Annotated in this window: 14 protein-coding genes and 1 tRNA gene; 6 read left to right on the plus strand and 9 right to left on the minus strand. The window is 57.5% G+C overall.

All coding sequences use genetic code 11. The features are described 5' to 3' along the window. Positions 1–97: 97 nt before the first annotated feature. Together JM93_RS03165 and JM93_RS03170 are read right to left on the minus strand one after the other, a co-directional pair. Positions 98–1,060 carry a TAXI family TRAP transporter solute-binding subunit gene (locus tag JM93_RS03165; RefSeq protein WP_145340591.1) on the minus strand — a complete coding sequence of 321 codons (963 nt, stop codon included), beginning with the start codon at positions 1,058–1,060 and terminating at the stop codon, positions 98–100. A gap of 164 nt (positions 1,061–1,224) precedes the next feature. After that, on the minus strand, positions 1,225–1,515 hold the full coding sequence (locus JM93_RS03170; protein ID WP_145340592.1) for a hypothetical protein: 291 nt from the start codon (positions 1,513–1,515) through the stop codon (positions 1,225–1,227). A gap of 669 nt (positions 1,516–2,184) precedes the next feature. Between JM93_RS03170 and JM93_RS03175 the strand changes: the two genes are divergently transcribed. Together JM93_RS03175 and JM93_RS03180 are read left to right on the plus strand one after the other, a co-directional pair. Continuing rightward, positions 2,185–2,260 (plus strand) — tRNA-Lys (locus JM93_RS03175). Positions 2,261–2,564: 304 nt separating this feature from the next. Next, positions 2,565–2,762 (plus strand): PilZ domain-containing protein, encoded by a 198-nt coding sequence (locus JM93_RS03180; RefSeq protein ID WP_145340593.1) that lies wholly within the window; start codon positions 2,565–2,567, stop codon positions 2,760–2,762. Positions 2,763–2,780: 18 nt separating this feature from the next. On the opposite strand, the gene JM93_RS03185 is transcribed toward JM93_RS03180, so the two are convergent. Then, entirely contained in the window at positions 2,781–3,305 is a 525-nt protein-coding gene (locus tag JM93_RS03185; protein WP_145340594.1) for a helix-turn-helix domain-containing protein, read from the minus strand. Between the two features lie 356 nt (positions 3,306–3,661). Here JM93_RS03185 and JM93_RS03190 point away from each other — a divergent pair, with 356 nt between their 5' ends. Beyond that, positions 3,662–4,792 carry an iron-containing alcohol dehydrogenase gene (locus tag JM93_RS03190; protein WP_341873617.1) on the plus strand — a complete coding sequence of 377 codons (1,131 nt, stop codon included), beginning with the start codon at positions 3,662–3,664 and terminating at the stop codon, positions 4,790–4,792. A gap of 51 nt (positions 4,793–4,843) precedes the next feature. Here the strand turns inward: JM93_RS03190 and JM93_RS03195 are convergent, their stop codons facing one another. The 6 genes from JM93_RS03195 to tpiA all read right to left on the minus strand — a co-directional run bounded on the left by JM93_RS03195 (position 4,844) and on the right by tpiA (position 13,216). Next, positions 4,844–8,026: an efflux RND transporter permease subunit gene (locus JM93_RS03195; protein WP_145340595.1), complete on the minus strand. Its 3,183-nt coding sequence runs from the start codon at positions 8,024–8,026 to the stop codon at positions 4,844–4,846. 1 nt (position 8,027) lies between these two features. Continuing rightward, a complete protein-coding gene (locus JM93_RS03200) occupies positions 8,028–9,194 on the minus strand; it encodes an efflux RND transporter periplasmic adaptor subunit (protein ID WP_145340596.1) in 1,167 nt (388 codons plus the stop codon). A 179-nt stretch (positions 9,195–9,373) separates the two neighbouring features. After that, positions 9,374–10,195 carry a VOC family protein gene (locus JM93_RS03205; protein ID WP_145341036.1) on the minus strand — a complete coding sequence of 274 codons (822 nt, stop codon included), beginning with the start codon at positions 10,193–10,195 and terminating at the stop codon, positions 9,374–9,376. 20 nt (positions 10,196–10,215) lie between these two features. After that, on the minus strand, positions 10,216–11,844 hold the full coding sequence (locus JM93_RS03210) for a CTP synthase (protein WP_145340597.1): 1,629 nt from the start codon (positions 11,842–11,844) through the stop codon (positions 10,216–10,218). A 130-nt stretch (positions 11,845–11,974) separates the two neighbouring features. Further along, positions 11,975–12,355, minus strand: coding sequence for a preprotein translocase subunit SecG (gene secG / locus JM93_RS03215; RefSeq protein ID WP_145340598.1), 381 nt, complete (start codon positions 12,353–12,355; stop codon positions 11,975–11,977). A gap of 102 nt (positions 12,356–12,457) precedes the next feature. Further along, positions 12,458–13,216, minus strand: coding sequence for a triose-phosphate isomerase (gene tpiA, locus JM93_RS03220; RefSeq protein WP_145340599.1), 759 nt, complete (start codon positions 13,214–13,216; stop codon positions 12,458–12,460). Positions 13,217–13,440: 224 nt separating this feature from the next. Here tpiA and JM93_RS03225 point away from each other — a divergent pair, with 224 nt between their 5' ends. From JM93_RS03225 to trpC, 3 genes are read left to right on the plus strand one after another with little or no spacing between them, the layout of a single operon-like run. Continuing rightward, positions 13,441–15,339: a SurA N-terminal domain-containing protein gene (locus JM93_RS03225; RefSeq protein WP_145340600.1), complete on the plus strand. Its 1,899-nt coding sequence runs from the start codon at positions 13,441–13,443 to the stop codon at positions 15,337–15,339. Between the two features lie 24 nt (positions 15,340–15,363). Next, positions 15,364–16,377: an anthranilate phosphoribosyltransferase gene (trpD, locus tag JM93_RS03230; protein WP_145340601.1), complete on the plus strand. Its 1,014-nt coding sequence runs from the start codon at positions 15,364–15,366 to the stop codon at positions 16,375–16,377. 6 nt (positions 16,378–16,383) lie between these two features. Continuing rightward, positions 16,384–17,196: an indole-3-glycerol phosphate synthase TrpC gene (gene trpC / locus JM93_RS03235; RefSeq protein ID WP_145340602.1), complete on the plus strand. Its 813-nt coding sequence runs from the start codon at positions 16,384–16,386 to the stop codon at positions 17,194–17,196. Positions 17,197–17,199 lie beyond the last annotated feature (3 nt).

The following is a 17,199-nucleotide window of genomic DNA, read 5'->3' on the forward strand; positions in this document are numbered from 1 at the left end:
CAATTTTTTCGCAGCGTTCCGCGGTCTCTTGTTTGTTATTATGGACTTTGAAACAAGTCGGGCGGGCGCCGTGCGCCCGCCCGGAACATCAGCCGGATTACATCCAGCCGCGTTCTTTGTAGTACTTTTCGGCACCTGGATGCAGAGGCGCGGACAGGCTGTCCTTGATCATTTCCTCTTCTTTCAGGTTTGCAAACGCCGGGTGCAGCTTCGTGAAGCTGTCAAAGTCTTCGAACACGGACTTTACAAGCGTGTAAACAACTTCATCAGGAACGTCTGCAGAGGACACGAAGGTCGCGCCAACGCCGAAAGTGGTGATGTCATCTTCGTTATTGTACATGCCGGCCGGAATGGTGGCGGTACGATAATAAGGACGATCAGCAACAAGCTTTTCGATTTCCGGACCGGTCGCGTTCACCAGAACAGCTTCACAGGAAGAGATGGTTTCCTGGGTCAAAGCAGACGGGTGGCCAACAAGCCAGAAATAGGCGTCGATCTTGTTGTCGCACAGAGCCTGGCCGGTTTCGGCCGATTTCAGTTCGGCAGCCAGCTTGAGATCGTCACGGCTCCAGCCGAGCGCGCCCTCGATAACGTCCCATGTACCACGCGTGCCGGAACCAGCATTGCCGATGTTCAGGCGTTTGTCTTTGAGGTCGGTGATGTTGGACACACCGGCATCGCCGCGCGCCAGGATAGTCACCGGCTCGGGATGAACGGAGAAGACCGCACGAAGGTTTTCAAACGGACCAGCCTCTTCAAACTTCGACGTGCCGTTATAGGCATGATACTGCCAGTCAGACTGGGCTACGCCGAATTCCAGCTCGCCTGCGCGAATGGTGTTGATGTTGTAAATCGACCCACCGGTCGACTCGACCGAACAGCGAATGCCGTGTTCTTTGCGGTTCTTGTTCACCAAACGGCAAATTGCGCCGCCGGTCGGATAATAGACACCGGTGACCCCACCGGTCCCGATCGAGATAAACTGCTGTTCAGCTGCCTGTGCTGCGCCAAAGCTGCTTGCCATCATGGCAGCACCGAGCGCGTAACTCGCAATTTTCATTGGAAACCTCCACCTTTGGTTTTCCGACTTTCTAAAGAAGTCTGACCGGACTTTTGGGTCCGGTTACTTTTAACTAACCAAAAAGGTGGTGGATTAGGAAGCCCCTAGAGCCAAATTTCATCTTAAATCAAAGGTTTTGCGGATTGGCGCAAAGCACCGGGGTGTCAGGATACCCGACCGCCTTGGATCACCTCAAAAAGCTTAGCCTTCAACGCACTGTCGTCCGCGCCTTCGCGCAAGCCTTTTCGCCACTCGTCAAGCACAATACGCAGACCCATGGTGTCGGTTGAATGCGGAAGTTCGTTTAAGAACCCCTCAAAAAACCGGTCAAGACGGTCACGATCCAAGATGTCCTGTTCGACCAATCCTAAAATAAGCGTCATGGTTGCCGCAATGTGCCCCTTGACGAATTGGATTTCCAAGGAGGGGTTTGCATCCGCCGGGTAATATTGCATTGGGCGTCTCTTCTCTGTGAGCTCTAAATCGTGCCGCCCGCTTCCGCGGTTTCGACCGTTCGTGTTCTTAGGTGCACATGATCCCGACAACGAAAAAAGGCCTCGACATGGCCTACGCTTCGACATCTTAGGGCCGGATTTAACATTGACCGCAGAGTTTTGCCATTGATCAGGCGGCAGAAACCCTAGCAATGACGTTTTCTTATTAACACAAGGTCACACATTTTCTTAGAGTTGCCAATCGCGGTTTTTGACTATTCCGTTACGGAATTTACCGCTTTCCATCGCCTCGACGTTAACAGCCGTTCATACTTGATCAAAAACACACGCCATCCTGCAATTTTGCCAATTACAAAAAACACATTGCCCATTTAAACACATCCTCAAAAATGAGGAGGCGTGGGTGATTGCGCAATTCAATCACGTGCCGGCCGTGATCCGACTTTCCACAGGTCAAATGCCTGCAAAAACGCGGCAACAGGACGGTGCCGCAACGCTCCCTTGAAAGGCGTTGGCCGCTGCGTTCGGCAGGATTCGGTGAGGGCAAACCCGCTGCTCACAAACGCGGCTGAGACCCTTTCCGGTCTGTAAAATCGGTAATCTGTAAAAAAGGTGGCAAAATGCCTCTTGCATCCTCCAAAAGATATCAGTACACACCGTCGCCAACGGGAGCCGATAGCTCAGCTGGTAGAGCAACTGACTTTTAATCAGTAGGTCCAGGGTTCGAACCCCTGTCGGCTCACCAAAATCTCCCGGGTTTCCTCGGAACAAAAAAGCCGCTTTCAAAGCGGCTTTTTTGTTTTTTGGCCTGACACTTGAGCCGCCCCTTCGAATTTCGGCCCCCTGCCCAGCCCGAGCATTCAGATTAAATGTAATTTTTACTGATAAAGGCCTAGCCTTCGAAAGTTGCATTAAATTTGGATCTTGTACCGGTGACGGATACGGCAATTTTTCCAGTCAGAACGTTTGACGATCTGCGCGGGTATCCCCGGCGCACCTGCCAATGGCCGGCAATCCTAAAACCTGCAACACAAGCGGGCGGGCCGCCTATGCTGACCGTGCCGCATCGCCGATGCATGATTGAGGATATTAGCGCCGGCGGTTGCCGGATCGCGGCAAAAACCCAAGGGCTTGCGGAAGGCCAACAAGTGATAGTCGAAGTTCCGGCTAGGAAACTGCGGTTCCATGGCGAGATCCGTTGGCACAACGGCGAAGAAGCCGGCATTGAATTCTATTTTATGGATTAGGCCGCGCAGGGTTTCACCCTATTGTTTAAAACCGGAGACCAGCCGGGCAGTAAAGTCCGCGAACCGTCGGTTCGCGTGATCCTGCAAGGACTTGATCCACGGATCTGCCGGTACCGGGCGGCTTTTTTCCCAGCTCAAAGCCGTACGCGGTGCCAGGTCACGGGCCTGCAAGACACGCAGCGCACGGGCTTGCAGCTGCCGGCTGATGTTTTCAAAGGCTTCGCGTTCATCATTTGGGGAAGCGCCGCCTGTTGGTTTTTGAAACGGTACAGTGCGCCCGTCTTCAGCAGGCGAAACAGGGCCTTCGATCTGATCGACGAGGCCGAGCGCCCACAAAATATTCACAAAGACGCCCAGGCTGATGGTCGGGTCCCCTTTTTCGACCCGGGCGACCGTTGCCTCGGAAAAATACAAACACGCGGCGAATTCTGACTGCGACAGCCCAAGAAAACGTCGTTCTGCTGCGATGTCTTCCCCCCAAGACATCAACAGATCATGCATTTCAACAGGTGCAGTCTCGTGCCGTTGGTCGGGACGGGGCATAGGGTCTCCAGAGCTGACGGGCGGTGCGGTCAATTACTAAAGAACGCTACCATTGAGTCCCAAACCCCGGAAAACCCGGAGTCGCAGTTATAAACAGCGGGTACCTTAATGGACGCAGCCAGGACAGGCGGCGCGCTTTACCTCTGCGGCTGGGCCACGTCCAATTCTTTGGAATCAATGAGCTTTCAAAAACCGCGCGCACCACCTTGGAGCCGCTGGCGCAGAACCCGTTGATGCCCTGCTTACCTCCGTTTTCGAGCCAATGTAGACCGAAATCTGCCTGTTCGCTGCTCCACGGGGCCGAATCGGCCTTGCCGCGCCGACTGCCGCCCGTTTGGATTGCGTGGGAAAGCACTGTGACGCGGGAGGACGCTTTGGCAACCATCACCTATCTGACACGGATCGAACTCGAACCCGGCGCGCTGTCAGGGCTCCCGTCCTTTCTTGCCCAATTCAAGATGGAACGGCCACTGATGGTCACAGATCAGGGTGTCGTGTCGGCGGGACTCTTGGCGCGTCTGCAAAGGTCGGCCCCTGCAGTGTCCTCCGTCTTCGACCAAACGCCTCAAAACCCGACAGAGACAGCCGTTTTGGCAGCTCTTGACCGGTACCGGGAGGAAAACTGCGACGGGCTCGTCGCGCTTGGCGGCGGGTCTTCGATTGATCTTGCCAAGGCCTTGCGGCTTTTGGTGCATCATGAAGAACCCCTTTCACACTATGCCGCAACGGCAGGAGGCATTTCCAAGATTACAGCCAACATGCCGCCGCTGATCGCCATTCCAACCACAGCAGGCACTGGGTCGGAGGTGGGCCGCGGCGCAATTATCAATCTGGAGGATGGGCGAAAGCTGGGTATTTTGAGCCCGCATCTTTTGCCCAGCCTTGCGTTATGCGACCCGGAATTAACGCTCGGCCTGCCGCCCTTTCTAACTGCTGCAACCGGTATGGACGCCATGTCTCACTGTCTTGAGACCTATATGTCCAGCGCGATCAACCCGCCTGCCAATGCAATTGCGCTCGACGGATTGACCCGCGCCATGCGTGCGCTGCCGAAGGCGGTGAAAGACGGTGGCGACCTCGACGCCCGTCTCGACATGATGACCGCCGCGATGGAAGGCGCAATGGCGTTTCAAAAGGGACTTGGAGCTGTTCATGCCCTCACCCATCCACTCGGCGCAATCAAGGACCTCAATCTGCATCACGGCACGCTGAATGCGATCTTGATGCCAGTGGTCCTACGGTTCAACCGGTCTGTAATTGGCGGGAAATGGGACACCCTGTCCAATCTCATGGGCGGTGAGCCTGATCGTATCCTCGAGACCATGAACAAGGATATCGGCATCCCCTCCGGCCTCAACGCACTCGGCCTTGAAGGGACCCATCTGGATGCGGTCGCTCGGGCAGCGCTAAAAGACCATTGCCACGCAACCAACCCAAGGCTTGCGACAGAGTTCGAATACCGCTCGCTGCTGGAAGAAGCCCGATAACAAAGAGAAACAAAAAAGCCCGCGCCAACCGCGGGCTTTTCATGATGGCTGTTATTCGGCAGGTGCCGTTTCTGCACTGTTCGGCGGTGCCCCGTCACCGGATTTCGGTTCATGCGGATTTGACCCGAACATGCTTTTGACCCTCTCACGCATCGACTGCATGAAGACATACAGTACCGGTATCAGAATGACGCCGAAGATCGTGGCGAACAGCATGCCCCCAAATACCGCAAAGCCGATCGCCTTCTGACTGGCGGCCCCGGCACTTGAAGCGGTCATAAGCGGGACAACCCCCAAGAGGAACGACAGGGCCGTCATCATCACGGCGCGGAAACGCAAGAACGCCGCTTCTTGCGCGGCATCGATGATCGACTTGCCGGACTCCCGTTGCTCGATAGCGAATTCAACAATCAGGATCGCGTTTTTGGCCCCCAACCCGACAAGCATGATCATCCCGATCTGGGTATAGAGATTGACATCCCCTCCTGTAACCAGAACCGCCACGAATGCCCCCAGTAGAGCAACGGTCACCGACATCAGGATCGCGACCGGCATGCTCCAGCTTTCGTACTGGGCAACAAGAAATAGATAGGCAAACAGGATCGAGAACAGCAAAACGACCACCACAATCGTTCCTGCGCCTTGTTGCTGGGCAGCCGTGCCGGTCCATTCATACGTATAGCCGGGAGGCAATGCTTCGACCGCCGCGGCCTCCATTGCATTGATGATGACCCCGGTCGAGGCACCAGGCGCGGGTTCACCATTGACGGAAGCGGAACGGAACATGTTGTAGCGGTTGAGGGTTTGCGGCCCGAGAACGTTCTCCGTTGTGATCAGGGTGCGCAAGGGCACCATCACGCCGTCACTGGACCTCACATACAGCCGTGCAATGTCGTCGACCTTGTTGCGGTATTGTCCCTCCGCTTGGATCATCACTTTATAAACGCGACCGAAAATATTGAAATCATTGATATAGTATGACCCCAAATATGCTTGCAGCGTTGTGAAAACATCCGAGACATTTATGCCAAGGGTTTTCGCCTTGTCGCGGTCCAGGTCCACAAATATCTGAGGCACGTTGGAACGGAATGTCGAATAGGCCTGAGCGATAGACGGGCTCTGGTTCGCCGAATACACCATAGAACCGATCGCCTGTGCGAGATCCTGCGGTGTTCCGCCGCCCGTCTGCTGAACCTTCATTTCCACACCGCCTGTGGTGCCCAGACCCGGGATCGGCGGCGGATTGAATGAGATAATATTGGCCGAGGCAATCTGCGAGAACTCACCCCAAAACTTCGCAAGGATCGCATTGATGCCCAGATCCGGCGCCTGGCGCTCATCCCAGGAGCTCATTGTCGTGATGACGAGCGCCGAATTTGAAGCCAATGCCGCGTTCAGGATCGAATAGCCGTTCACCACCGTCACGTTCTCGACGCCGGGCGTTTTCTTGGCGATGTCAACCACCTGAGCCGTGACGTCCTCGGTGCGCTGCAGGGCAGCACCGTCGGGCAGCTGCACATCCACCATCAGGTAGCCCTGGTCTTCCAGAGGCAGAAAACCTTGTGGCAGCCGGCCGCTGAGAAACACGATCATCACCACAACACCGACCACGGCGACCAGCCCCATGAACGATACCCTGAGCAACCGCCGGACGATCCCGGTATAGCCGCTGCGGATGCCGCTGATGCCTTTTTCGAACACCGCCAAAAGCCCCTTCGGTGGTCCAGACCGAGGACGTAGGAAAAGCCCGCACAGAGCGGGCGACAGTGTAAGGGCATTGATCGAAGAAATGATCACCGCGAAGGAAATCGTGGCGGCGAACTGCGAATAAAGCCGGCCCGTGATGCCAGGCATGAAGATCGTCGGCACGAACACCGCCAGCAGCACAAGGGTTGTCGCGATCACAGGCCCGGTGATCTGCTCCATCGCTTTGGCGGTCGCCTCTTTCGGCGGCAGTCCCTCATCCGCGATGATGCGCTCCACGTTCTCCACGACCACAATGGCGTCGTCCACCACGATCCCGATGGCGAGCACGAGGGCGAACAAAGAGATCGTGTTTAGCGACATCCCGAGCGCCAGCAAGATCGCGAATGTTCCAATCAGCGACACAGGGATTGCAACGGTTGGAATGATCGTCGCGCGCCAATTGCCCAGAAAGATGAACACCACGGTCACCACAAGGACGAAGGTGATGAAAAGGGTCTCGATGACATCGTTCAGCGATTGCTGGACGAAGTCCGTGGTATTGAACGGAACAGCATATTCGACGTCATCGGGAAACGCTTGTGACAGACTGTCAAGCCGCGCCAAGACACCATCGGCGACCTGCAAGGCGTTGGCGCCCGGAGCCTGATAAACCGCCAAAACCGTTGCCGCCTGGCCGTTATACTCACCGCTGGCGTTGTAAAACTGTGCGCCCCGCTCAACGCGGGCGACGTCGCCAATCGTGACGATTGCTCCGTCCTCGCCCGTGCGGAGCACGATTTGCTCGAATTCTTCGGCGGTCGACAGGCGGCCCTTGGCGGTAATGGTGTACTGAAATTGCTGGCCGGAGGGAACAGGCGGCGCGCCGATCTGGCCGGCCGCGACCTGAACGTTTTGATCGCGGACCGCAGAAATAAAGTCCGTCGGCGTCATGTTCAAACTGGCAAGCCGGTCCGGATCAAGCCAGATGCGCATACCATAGGCGAAGTCGGTCATGACGTCGGCGTTGCCGACCCCGGGCACACGCGCAAGGGCGTCTTTCAAATTGATCGATGCATAGTTCGACAGGAACACCTCGTCATAGGTGCCATTCGGCGAAAATAGCGTGATCACCAGCAGCATGTTGGTGCTGGCTTTTTGGACGGTCACACCGTTCGCTGTCACCTCGCTGGGCAGCTGGCTGGTTGCCTGGCTGACCCGGTTTTGGACGTTGACGGTCGCAATGTCCGGATCGGTACCAACCGCAAATGTCACGTTCAGCGAGTAGTTGCCGCTGTCGGAACTGTTTGACGACATGTAAATCATGTCATCCACGCCGTTCACTTGCCCCTCAATTGGTGCAGCGACGGTTTCTTCCAAAACACCGGCATTCGCGCCGGTGTAGGTGGCCGCAACATTAACCACAGGCGGCGTGATATTAGGAAATTGTTCGACGGGAAGCGCGTAATATCCGACCATCCCGGCAATGGTAATAACAAGCGAAATGACCAGCGCGAATTTCGGCCGGTAGATAAAAAACTTTGAAAACATATTAGCTTTGCGCCTCCGGCTGGTTTGCCAGAACCGCGTTTACCGGCACGCCGGGCCGGACTTTCTGGAGACCTTGAACAATGACGGTCTCGCCCTCCTGAAGGCCTTTCGTGACGACGAAGTCTGCGCCGGTCTGCGCGCCCAAAGTGACAGAGCGTTGTTCGACGGTTTGCTCGCTGTTCACCACCAGCACAAATGGGCCCTTTTGATCGCGCTGGATCGCGGCCTGAGGAATGACCAGCGCTGTGGTCTCCTGCGGCGCCTCAATGATCACAGTGACATATACCCCGGCGAGCAGTTGATTGTTCGCGTTTTCAAATTTTCCGCGCATGGCAATCGTGCCGGTCTGCGGATCAACCCGGTTGTCGATGAAGACGATTTCGCCCGTTTCGCCATAGTCCTGGCCGTTGGGAAGCACAAGGCGCAGCTTGGGTGGCGTGCCCGCGGTAGGATCCGTTGGATCGATCTGGTGCTTTTGTACTGCATCCAGGTATTCAGATTCGCTCACCGAAAAATTGACATAGACCGGCGCCAGCTGGATCAAACGCGCCAGCGATTGTGTGTTGGGTCCGACCACTTCCCCGACCGAATAGGTCGTCTTGCCAATTTGTCCGGGAAACGGCGCTTTAACATCCGTGTAACTGAGATTGAGCTCTGCCTGTTTCAGCGCAGCGTCAGAAGCCTGCACTGCCGCGTCTGCCTGTTCTTTTTGGGCCAGTGTCGCCTCATAGGCAGCTTCTGAAACATGCCCCTTTTCAAGCAAGTCCTTGTCCCGCTTTTCGTCGGCGGCCTTGAGGGCCGCATCGGCTTTTGAACTTGCCAGATCCGCTTTTGCCCGCTCCAGCGCGGCTTCGTATTCCTGCTTTTCGATCTGGAACAGAAGTTCGCCCTGCTTCACGACGGCGCCATCTTCGACCTCCTTTTTCTCCAGGAAGCCGCTGACCCGCGCCACCAGGTTCACTTCATCGACAGCTGCGACCTGCCCGACAAAACTGACGCTCTGCTGAATCTGCTTGTTCACTGCGGCCACGACACTCACGGAAGGCGGCGGCGGGCTTGCGGATTGCTGCTGGCCGCTGTCGTCACTGCACGCTGCAAGCGCGAGGACACCGAGAACAGCTACGGAAAGGCGGACAGATCGATTTGGGCGACCGGTGAAAAAGGACATGGCAGATGCTCCGCGCAAGCGGTTTCATGAAAACCGCTGGAAATCTGCCCTTACACTAGCCGGACTTCCGGTGCGACAACAAGGCCTTATCCTAGGAGAAAGCCGTCTCCAAACAGCAAAAGTATGTGGCCGGTTTTGCTGGCTAAACCGCTAAGCCGCCCAATTGGCGGTCTTATGCCCTATGAAATGGCCTTGAGCGGCTCTAGAATCAGCGTCAGCCCGTTCATTTTTTCTGCCGGATAAACGTGCCGCGTTTCGAGCCCCGCACATCCGATCGCGAGCGCTGCGATAGATGGCAGCGCTTCGGGGGCGGATTCGCCAGTCAGTTGCCGGTATGCGACCGGAGACAGCACCGTGATGGTGCCTCGCGGAGTTTTCAGCTCCAAGCCCAGGCTGGTGGCGCGCATTTCACGCTGGCCGGTGAAGCCGCCGAGAAATTCATGGTGATCGGAGGGATCGGCATCGACCATGATGATGTGGTCAACGCTTTTCGCGCCATTTGGGTGAATTTTGGCCTCCGGGCGCCAGAACACATCCGGATACCGGTTATGGCAGGTAAAAAAGCCAAGCCCAGGGGCCGCCGGATTGCCAACAATGGTCAGATCAAACCCGACTTTGCCGGTTGTTCCGTCCTGAAACGTTGCCGTGCGTTCGAAAGAAAACGGATCAAAAACCCGAAGACCAAGGCGTTCGAAATCTTGCCGGTCCCTGGCTGGATCCTGGCTTTCCAGAACGATCATCGAAGCGCCTTCGCGCCTTTCCAGAAATTCCTGGTTGAAGCGGCCGAAGGAAAACGATTTGCCCTCGAACGGCGGGATTTTGGCCGCTTCGGCCACCGACAACAGCTCGACAAAAAATCCGTCGAGCTGAACCAGCCGGTTGGTCGTCCCCCATGGATGGAAAGCCTGGGGTGTTACCGTAAAGCCGAGATCTTCCCACGCCGCCGCAGCAGCATTGAGATCCTTCACCGCAACGACGAGATGATCCAGACCGCGAACCATATTCACCCCACGTCCTTTCGTCAGACCAGCCGGCTTTGCTGAAGCGCCGCGCCAACAAACGACGCGAACAGCGGATGGGGCTCAAATGGCCTGGACTTCAGCTCCGGGTGGTATTGAACTCCGATAAACCAGGGGTGATCCTCGATCTCGACCGTTTCGGGCAACACACCGTCTGGCGATGTGCCAGCAAACACGAGCCCGCTTTTTTCCAGCTGCTCTCGGTACCCGATATTGACCTCATACCGGTGGCGATGGCGCTCCGACACGGAAGTGGCCCCGTAGATTTCGGCAATTTTCGAACCCGGTTTCAGGGCCGCCGTATAGGCTCCCAGGCGCATGGTTCCGCCAAGATCGCCGTCCTCGACACGCGTTTCCTTTTGATTGCCCTTGGTCCACTCGGTCATCAAACCGACGACCGGTTCTTCCGAGGGGCCAAATTCAGTTGAATTTGCTTTCTCAATGCCGGCCAGATTTCTGGCCGCCTCGAGCACCGCCATTTGCATGCCGAAACAGATGCCGAAATACGGAATATGATGGGTCCGCGCGAACCTGGCCGCCGCAATCTTGCCTTCCGCCCCGCGCTCGCCAAACCCCCCGGGCACAAGGATACCGTGTACGCCTTCCAGATAGGGGCTTGGGTCTTCTTTCTCGAAGGTCTCGGATTCGATCCATTCCAGATTGACCTTCACACGGTTGGCGATGCCGCCATGGACAAGCGCCTCAATAAGCGACTTATACGCATCCTTGAGAACCGTATACTTTCCGACAATGGCGATATTGACCTCGCCTTCCGGGTTGGCAACACGCTCGGATATGCCCTCCCAGCGATCAAGGACCGGCGCCGGGGCACCCTTGATACCGAACGCTTCCAGCACCTCCCGGTCCAGACCTTCCTTGTGGTAGGCAATCGGCACGTCATAGATAGACTTGACGTCATAGGCCGGAATGACCGACGTCTCGCGCACATTACAGAACAACGACAATTTCCGCCGTTCGGTCTCAGGGATCGGCCGGTCACAGCGGACCATCAAAATGTCAGGCTGGATCCCGATCGACCGCAGTTCTTTAACGGAGTGCTGCGTTGGTTTGGTTTTCATTTCGCCGGCAGCCGGGATGTAGGGCATCAAGGTCAAATGCACATAAACGGCATCGCCGCGCGGCAGGTCGTTGCCAAGCTGGCGGATCGCTTCGAAAAACGGCAGGCCTTCGATATCGCCGACGGTGCCGCCGATCTCTACCAGAACGAAATCATATTCGTCATTGCCGTCCAGGACGAAATTCTTAATCGCATCGGTGACATGCGGAATGACCTGCACGGTCCCGCCGAGGTAATCGCCGCGGCGTTCCTTGGCGATGATGTCCTGATAGATGCGCCCGGTGGTGATGTTGTCCTGCTGGTTCGCCGGACGACCGGTAAACCGCTCATAGTGCCCTAGGTCGAGGTCTGTCTCCGCGCCGTCGTCGGTCACAAAACACTCGCCGTGCTGATAGGGGCTCATCGTGCCCGGATCCACGTTCAAATATGGATCCAGCTTGCGCAGCCGGACCTTATACCCACGGGCCTGCAACAACGCGCCCAAAGCCGCTGAAGCCAGACCTTTTCCAAGCGAGGAAACCACGCCGCCAGTGATGAAAATGTATCGCGCCATGGAGCAATACCATATCTTTGCCAATGGCCGCTTGACCACCGGGAGTTTTCAATAAGCACATAAAAATGCCCCGCGATGACAACGCAGGGCACTAATGTCGGTGAACCGGGCATCCCGCCCGGGCGGCGGCTTACTGGGCCGCCGGGACTTGTGGTCCGGAAGGTTCGCTTTGCTGGCGCAGGGAATCGAGAATGCCGCCGCCTTCACCACCATCTGTTGCCGGAACATTCGGCTGATTCGTGGTCGCCGGCACCGCATCGAGAACCGAAGACGGAGCATCGCTGTTTTTCGCAATAAGGCTGAGGCCGAGCGATGTCGCAAAAAAGGCGACCGCAAGCAAGGCTGTGGCACGTGTCAACACGTTCGCGGTTCCGCGGCTGGACATGAAGCCACCGCCGCCGCCTCCACCGCCGCCCATACCAAGGGCGCCGCCCTCGGAGCGTTGCAAAAGAACCACGAGCACCAGGGCCAAAACGACCATCAGGTGGATTACGATGACTACGGTTTCCATCGAGTACCAGTCTTATTGTTCGAGTTTGGCGGCCTTCTACACCACTCTTGCCCGCCTTTCTACCCTCTCATGTGGGTTTCAAGGCCTGACTTGTCGAGCTTGTTATCCGTAAGCCGCCGCAATTCCCAAAAAGTCGTCCGCTTTGAGACTCGCGCCGCCCACAAGGGCTCCATTGACATTCGGCACGGCCAGCAGTTCGGCAGCATTTGCAGGCTTGACCGAACCGCCATACAAAATCCGCATACCCTCGCCGTGTTCCTTGAACCGCGCGGCAAGCGTTTTGCGGATGCTCTCATGCATTTCGCGGACATCTTCGGCCGTCGGCGTCAGTCCGGTTCCGATCGCCCACACCGGCTCATACGCGATCACCGTATTGTCGGCCGTCGCACCAACGGGCACCGAACCAGCCAGCTGCCCAGAGACGACTTCGATCGCCTTACCCGCTTTGCGCTCCGCTTCGGTTTCGCCCACGCAGATGATTGCACCCAAACCCGCGCGCCAGGCGGCCTGCGCCTTGGCGGCAACAGTGTCGTCGGTTTCGCCGTGATCTGCTCGGCGCTCCGAATGGCCGACAATGACTGCGACCGCCCCCGAATCAGCAAGCATCTCCGCTGAAATGTCGCCGGTATGCGCGCCCTTTTCTGCCATGTGGCAATCCTGCCCCCCAACAGATATGGCGGTTTCCTGTGCCGATGCGGCCATCGCGCCCAGAAGGGTTGCGGGCGGGCAGATCATGAGATCGGTGGCAGCGGCCAGATCTGCGGAGGCGTGTTCACACAGTTTTGAGAATTCGCCCAGGGCGGCCTTCAAACCATTCATCTTCCAGTTTCCCGCAACAAGCGGCTTGATCTGCACAGCCATTCAATCCTCCGGCACGTCTTCAAATTGATTCCGGTGCCGGGGTATAACGCAAATTCGCGCTCACACGGCACAAAAATTCAAGCCCCACGGGCAAGTGCGGATTTCTCGGCCGGTCCCTTGCAGCACCCGGCAGCGCTCATTATGATCCGCGCGCTCCGGCGGGTGCCGGAGACAACCGGTTTAAGAGAACGGCGCCGGGAAATCAGGAAGTTACGGGAGACAATATGCTCAACGCGTTGCGCAAGGGTGCGGGCACCTGGGTTGCCAAAATCTTTATCGCCCTGCTGGTCATGAGCTTTGCCATCTGGGGTGTTGCGGACATATTCACCGGGTTCGGACAGAACGTCGCCGCCAAAGTTGGCAATACGGAAATCTCCGCGTTTTCCTTTGACCGCGCTTACCGGCAGGAATTGAACCGGATCGGTCAGCAATTGGGACGCCCGCTGTCGACAACCGAAGGCGCTCAATTCGGCATCCCCCAGCAGACACTTGGCCGCCTGGTTGCCGAAGCTGCGCTGAACGAGCGCGCGAGCAACCTGAAGCTCAGCGTGTCCGACCAGCGCCTTGCCGAACTGATACAGCAGGACCCGGCCTTCCAACGCCCCGGCGGCGGCTATGACCGGGCGCTGCTGGCGCAAATTCTGCGCAGCAACGGCTTGAGCGAAGACGAATATGTGATTGAACGGCGCCAGCTCGCTGAACGCCAGCAGCTGGCAGAGGGGCTGACAGGCCGTATGGTGGCACCATCGGCATATGTTGAAGCGCTCTACCAATATCAAAATGAAACCCGCGACATCGCTTTCGTCGAACTGACACCGCAAGATGCCGCAGTGATTTCAGATCCCGGCACCCAAGCACTTGAGAGCTATTTCAACGCCAACTCGACAGCGTTCCGCGCGCCGGAGTATCGCAAGATCGTGCTTCTAGAGTTGACCCCGGAAACGGTTGCACGGCCCGACGACATTACCGACGAGGACGCTCGTGCCGAGTACGAGCGTGATCAGGAGCGCTATTTCACGCCGGAACGCCGGGATGTCCGGCAGATGGTTTTCCAGTCCGAAGACGAGGCTCAGGCCGCCGCTCAGGAAATTGATGGCGGTAAGACATTCGATGCGCTCATGGCAGAGCGCGGCCTGTCGAACAGCGACGTGTCACTTGGCTTGATGGAGCAGTCCGACTTTCTGGACGAAACCATCGGCCAGGCTGCCTTTGAGCTGGACGCTGGCATGACCAGCGGCGTTGTGGATGGCCGCTTCGGTCCAGTCATCTTGAATGTCACGGACGTAAAACCGGCGAGCACTCAGCCGTTTGAGGACGTAAAAGACGAAATCAAGGCCACGCTGGCGGCCGAACAAGCTGAACGCGAAGTGCTTGACCTCCTGACAGAAATTGAGGACGCGCGTGCCGGCGGCGCCCTGCTTGCCGAAATCAGCGACCGCTTCTCCCTGCCTTTGAGCGAACCGGCAGCGTTTGACCAGTCCGCGTTGGACGCGAATAGCAATGAAGTCAGCCTTCCAGAAGTCAACGGCTTGATCAGCGGAACCTTCGACAGCGACATCGGCATCGAAAACGACCCGTTGACCATGGGGCGTACCGGGTACCTCTGGTACGAAGTGACAGAAGTCACTCCTGCGCGCGACCGGACCCTTGATGAGGTGCAGCCTGACGTCATCGAGGCCTGGAAAGAAGACGAGGCACAATCGCAGTTGTCCGCCCGTGCCGAAGCCATCATGGAAGAACTGAATGCCGGCGCGGATCTGGAAACACTGGCCGAACGTGAAGGCTTGACAGTCGGAACCGAAACCGGCTTGACGCGCGATACGGCTCAAGGCGCGATCGGGCGTGGCGCCCTTCCCGACATTTTCGCCGGGCCCCAAGGACACGTTGCAAACGTTGAAGCGCAAGGTGAAAGCGGCGGCCGGTTGATTGTTGTGGTCACCAGCGTCGGCACACCAGCCTATTTTGCCGAAGCTCAGGATGTGCAGGCGCTCGGCCAGCAACTGGCACAGCAGCTGCAAGACTCCATGATGAACCAATACATCGCCGACATTGAGCAAACAGCTGGTGTCGAGGTCAACAATGCGGCCGTGGCACAGGTTATTGGTCTCAACAACCAGCAATGACGGTTCGGTTAAGCGGGCAGCATCATGAGCAGCTTTAAAGACTATATTGCGCGGGTTGCCGACGGCCATTCCCTGAATGCCGAAGAAGCCCGAGCCGCGTTTGAAATCATCCTGTCGGGCGCTGCTACGCCCTCGCAGCTTGGCGGATTTTTGATGGCCTTGCGGGTCCGCGGCGAGAGCATCGACGAGGTGACCGGCGCGGTTGCCACCATGCGGGCCAAGATGTTGCCGGTGACGGCACCCGAAAATGCGATCGACATCGTTGGCACCGGCGGCGACGCCTCCGGCAGCTACAACATTTCGACCTGCACGGCCATCGTGGTCGCCGGTTGCGGCATCCCGGTGGCAAAACACGGCAACCGGTCTCTGTCCTCCAAATCCGGCTCTGCGGAAGCTCTGGCTGAGCTTGGCATCAATATCGACATCGGCCCCGGAAAAATCTCTCACTGCATCAAGACAGCCGGCATCGGTTTTATGTTCGCGCCACTGCATCATTCGGCGATGAAACATGTCGGGCCGACGCGTGTCGAAATGGGCACCCGCACCATTTTCAACCTGCTTGGCCCGTTGTCCAATCCGGCTGGCGTCAAACGCCAAATGGTGGGCGTGTTTGCGAAAAAATGGGTTGAACCTGTCGCCGAGGCGCTGAAAGCCCTTGGGTCCGAACGGGTTTGGGTGGTTCACGGCTCGGACGGCATGGACGAGATCACGACCACCGGGCCGACCTTCGTGACCGAACTGAAGGACGGCCTCGTCCACTCATTCGAAATTACACCGGAAGACGCAGGTTTGCCGATCGCAAACGCTGCGGATCTCAAGGGTGGCGAACCTGCGGAAAATGCAAAGGCGCTGCGCGAGGTCCTGAGCGGTGCTAAAAATGCATATCGAGACATCGTTTTGTTGAATGCAGCCGCTTCTCTGATCGTTGCCGGTGCCTGCGATACCCTGCCCGATGGGGTTGCCCTTGCCGCACAGTCGATTGACAGCGGGGAAGCTGCCGACCGACTGGAACGCCTCGTTGCCACTTCAAACGGATAGGGTCTGATGACAGACATCTTGAAGAAAATCGAAGCCTACAAGCGCGAAGAGATTGCTGCGGCCAAGGCAGCCGTGCCGCTTGAGGCGCTCAAGGAACAGATCGCCTCCACCGCAGCGCCGCGCGGCTTCCAGAAAGCCATCGAAGCCAAACTCGACGCGGGTGACTATGCACTGATTGCGGAAATCAAGAAGGCGAGTCCGTCCAAGGGGCTTATACGGGCGGATTTCGACCCGCCGGCCCTGGCCAAAGCCTATGAGGATGGCGGAGCTGCCTGTCTGTCCGTCTTGACCGATGCGCCAAGCTTTCAAGGCAAGCCCGAATTTTTAGGCGCTGCCCGCGATGCCGGTGCACTGCCGGCCCTGCGCAAGGATTTCCTCTATGACACCTATCAGGTCTACGAGGCCCGGGCCTGGGGCGCCGACTGCATCTTGATCATCCTGGCAGCCGTCGATGACGGCTTGGCAAAGGCCCTCGAGGACACGGCATTCGAACTTGGCATGGACGTCCTTCTGGAAGTCCATGACGGGGAGGAGCTGGAGCGGGCCTTGAAGCTGTCCTCCAAATTGTTGGGCATCAACAACCGCAATCTGAAGACCTTTGAAACCAGGCTGGAGACCAGCGAAACGCTGGCGCCGCGCATTCCGAACGAGCGCATTGTTGTCGGAGAATCCGGCCTATTCACACCTTCCGACCTGTCCCGCATGGCGACAGTCGGGATTTCGACCTTTCTTGTCGGCGAGAGCCTGATGCGCCAAGACGACGTGAGCGCAGCAACAAAGGCTCTTTTAACCCGCGAGACCGCGGCTGCAGCTAGCTGACGG

Source organism: Roseibium hamelinense, assembly GCF_007830545.1.
Lineage (GTDB): Bacteria > Pseudomonadota > Alphaproteobacteria > Rhizobiales > Stappiaceae > Roseibium > Roseibium hamelinense.

What these genes read in the sequence shown, in the direction of transcription:
- trpD (WP_145340601.1), top strand. Translation starts at nt 15,364, where the DNA reads ATGAGCAGCTTTAAAGACTATATTGCGCGGGTTGCCGACGGCCATTCC.
- JM93_RS03210 (WP_145340597.1), bottom strand. Translation starts at nt 11,844, where the DNA reads ATGGCGCGATACATTTTCATCACTGGCGGCGTGGTTTCCTCGCTTGGA.
- JM93_RS03185 (WP_145340594.1), bottom strand. Translation starts at nt 3,305, where the DNA reads ATGCCCCGTCCCGACCAACGGCACGAGACTGCACCTGTTGAAATGCAT.
- JM93_RS03225 (WP_145340600.1), top strand. Translation starts at nt 13,441, where the DNA reads ATGCTCAACGCGTTGCGCAAGGGTGCGGGCACCTGGGTTGCCAAAATC.
- JM93_RS03170 (WP_145340592.1), bottom strand. Translation starts at nt 1,515, where the DNA reads ATGCAATATTACCCGGCGGATGCAAACCCCTCCTTGGAAATCCAATTC.
- JM93_RS03195 (WP_145340595.1), bottom strand. Translation starts at nt 8,026, where the DNA reads ATGTTTTCAAAGTTTTTTATCTACCGGCCGAAATTCGCGCTGGTCATT.
- JM93_RS03205 (WP_145341036.1), bottom strand. Translation starts at nt 10,195, where the DNA reads ATGGTTCGCGGTCTGGATCATCTCGTCGTTGCGGTGAAGGATCTCAAT.
- JM93_RS03200 (WP_145340596.1), bottom strand. Translation starts at nt 9,194, where the DNA reads ATGTCCTTTTTCACCGGTCGCCCAAATCGATCTGTCCGCCTTTCCGTA.
- JM93_RS03165 (WP_145340591.1), bottom strand. Translation starts at nt 1,060, where the DNA reads ATGAAAATTGCGAGTTACGCGCTCGGTGCTGCCATGATGGCAAGCAGC.
- tpiA (WP_145340599.1), bottom strand. Translation starts at nt 13,216, where the DNA reads ATGGCTGTGCAGATCAAGCCGCTTGTTGCGGGAAACTGGAAGATGAAT.
- JM93_RS03180 (WP_145340593.1), top strand. Translation starts at nt 2,565, where the DNA reads ATGCTGACCGTGCCGCATCGCCGATGCATGATTGAGGATATTAGCGCC.
- trpC (WP_145340602.1), top strand. Translation starts at nt 16,384, where the DNA reads ATGACAGACATCTTGAAGAAAATCGAAGCCTACAAGCGCGAAGAGATT.
- secG (WP_145340598.1), bottom strand. Translation starts at nt 12,355, where the DNA reads ATGGAAACCGTAGTCATCGTAATCCACCTGATGGTCGTTTTGGCCCTG.